Genomic DNA, 2,556 nt, shown 5'->3' with positions numbered 1-2,556 from the left:
GGACTGGTCTCAAATCCTTGCATGTATTGGCTTGTGAGTTTTCGGATGGGTCTAAAGCGCGATCGCCTGCATCAAAGCGTCGCAGGTCGGGAGGTTCCATCAAATTGTTGGAAGTACGGGATAAATCAAAATAAGCACCCGCATCGCCCAACAACTCAATTCCAGTTTTAAAGGAGCTTTCGCCGTCCGCTGCGGGGATATCTATACCCACCACCGGGATACCCTGCGATAGGGCATCGAGCATAAACCGCCATAGTAACACCGACTTACCGGAACCCGTTTTACCTGTAATTAGGGCGTGTTGGGTGTATGAGAATAAGTCCACACAGACGGGTTTACCACCTCGGTTTGTGAGGAACTCTACGCCTATATGGTCGAGTTCTCTGGGAACTGTAAGTGGTAGAACACCAGCCACAGTTTCGCTTTCCAAAACTAGCCGCCTCTCACTCAAAATAGAACTGGAGTGCAATATCCGTCGCCAAGTGATGGGCAATGTTTCCAGCCAGATTTGAGAAGCGATATTGCGATCGCGCACAACCTTAGCTGTACCAAAACTGTTGCACAGCAAATCGCAAGCCAAATCTAAGCTTTCTGCATTTTCGCGGTAAACGAGAAACACAACAGCACAGTTAAGTGGAACAGCACCTTTATATAGTTTCTTCTGTGCGTCAAAACTTTCCTCTTGCTTGATTTCAGCGCCGATATCTCGACCGCTACCTTTGAGTAAAGCACGTTCTCGCGCAGCTTTAGTTTGTTTTGTTTGGCGGTGTAAGTTGTCTTGTGTAAGGTATTGGTTGGCAGGAGAAATTTCTACCCATACCTCAGTGTCTCGGACGTGACTTTCACTCAAGACTTTCCACATCCAGGAGATTTGTTCTCTGACGTTCGTCCACGCAGATACGGTGTCTACCATAGTCAGAACACCGCAAACTTTGTCTTTGATATAAACACGGGAGGAACATTGACGGTGTTCTGGGCAAGAACTCCGTCCCCGTTCCCCAGTAATTAAAATTGTTGTCGCGTGTTTTGAAGAATTTTGAATTTCTGTAAGTTTGACACCCTGATCTTTGTCTTCTGCTAACACTAGAAGTTGCGGAATTGGTGGTGCAGGAGATTTATTAAATCTGCCCCAAAGCCACGACCAAAGTTCTATATCGCTCAAGGGACTAATTTCTAGTCCTGCTTTAGTATTAAATAGCATTTCCCACTGAAGAAATCCTTCTGTGTATGCCTTCATCAGTACGTGGCTAAGAACTTGTTCTTGTCTAGAGGATATACGTCCGGTGACATTATCCAAGAAAAAGCGTCCTGCTTTTCCCAATTTGTAAATCAGTTTGGATAAAGTGTCTGTTTTGCCTGAGCCAAATTCATCTGCTGTCCAAGTACAAAATACCATCTGTTGCCAAATTGACCTTGCCCCTTTACGAGTTAATTCTTGTATTCTGGCTTGTTCGTTTCGCATTAAAATAGCAGGTAATTTTAAAGAACAAGATTCGGCAAGATGGTTAAGATGTTGCTGTCTGTGCGATTCTTCCGAATAACATCCTAAAAGAAAAGTACATCTTTCACCAAAAAGAATAGATTTCATTGCTTCAGAAATTCCGTTAGAAATTTCTAAGATTTCTTCTCGATAAAGTTGGTTATGGATACCTTTGAGATGAAAAGGAAAAACAACTTGAAATTTAGTTTCATCCGAGATATCACCTTGATTGAGAAGGAATGCACCAATACTGCGGTTATCGCGTTCGATGCGAAGCATACAGCAAAGGTCAAGTTCGTTTTCAAAAGGGAAGTATGTCACTTGATGATGGTGTTGTTCAACAATATTAATTGGTGGAATTTTTGTTTTCATAAATATTTAATCAAGAAAGGCAAAAGGTAGAGTAAAAAATAAAAAATATTCGTTAGACACTCATTTTATGTTTATGAATTAACGATACTCGAAAACAATTAAATAACTTATTTTCGCAGCATTTAAATAATCTGACCAGGTACTAATTTAGTAGTTAGTATTAACAAAAATCACACCCTATATACTCCTTATATTTTCTGCTCTCTGCCTTCTCAACAATTGTCTTCTCATGCTTAAAGGCAATAAAGGAGATATATAAATTACACCACCAGTAATCCAATTACGTCCCCTTGGTTTGCGAAAGCGATTAACATATTTATCCGGGTCTTTTCCGGTCACAAACCACCAACTCAGTATTAACCAAAAACTAATAACAGCTACTTTAGGGATTCCCCAACCCAATAATCCATCAAAGATAAAGTAGGAAATAATAATAATAGCGAACCAAGGTAGAATTTGGTTTGCAGGAATGGGACCAAATCCAGCTTGCTTGCCCAAAATCTTATTAACTTTGACAGGTTCTTTATCTGGGTCTATCGACATAAGCTTTGAAACATAATAATTTGTCTGTTTGAACTAATTTTCCATTTGCTTAATTTCCCGTAGTGTTAGTACCAGTACCATTACCCACGAACAAAAATGTGATCACGTCAATGACAAGAATAATGCCGATCGCCAAACCAGCTTGGGTGGCAATTGGTCGC

Annotated in this window: 2 protein-coding genes; both read right to left on the bottom strand. The window is 40.7% G+C overall.

Going from position 1 to position 2,556, the window contains the following annotated elements:
* A partial coding sequence (locus AC5JMK_RS14210; protein ID WP_495910399.1) for a putative type IV secretion/conjugal transfer ATPase occupies positions 1 to 1,852 on the bottom strand: 1,852 nt, incomplete at its 3' end.
* A 177-nt stretch (positions 1,853 to 2,029) separates the two neighbouring features.
* Positions 2,030 to 2,395: a hypothetical protein gene (locus tag AC5JMK_RS14205; protein ID WP_096676104.1), complete on the bottom strand. Its 366-nt coding sequence runs from the start codon at positions 2,393 to 2,395 to the stop codon at positions 2,030 to 2,032.
* Between the last annotated feature and the right edge of the window lie 161 nt (positions 2,396 to 2,556).

The organism is Pelatocladus sp. (genome assembly GCF_059505505.1).
Note: the sequence above shows the minus strand (reverse complement) of the source record. Positions and strands in the feature narration are given on the sequence as shown.

Excerpts from the sequence above, each read along its gene's own strand:
- AC5JMK_RS14205 (WP_096676104.1), bottom strand. The coding sequence starts at position 2,395 with ATGTCGATAGACCCAGATAAAGAACCTGTCAAAGTTAATAAGATTTTG.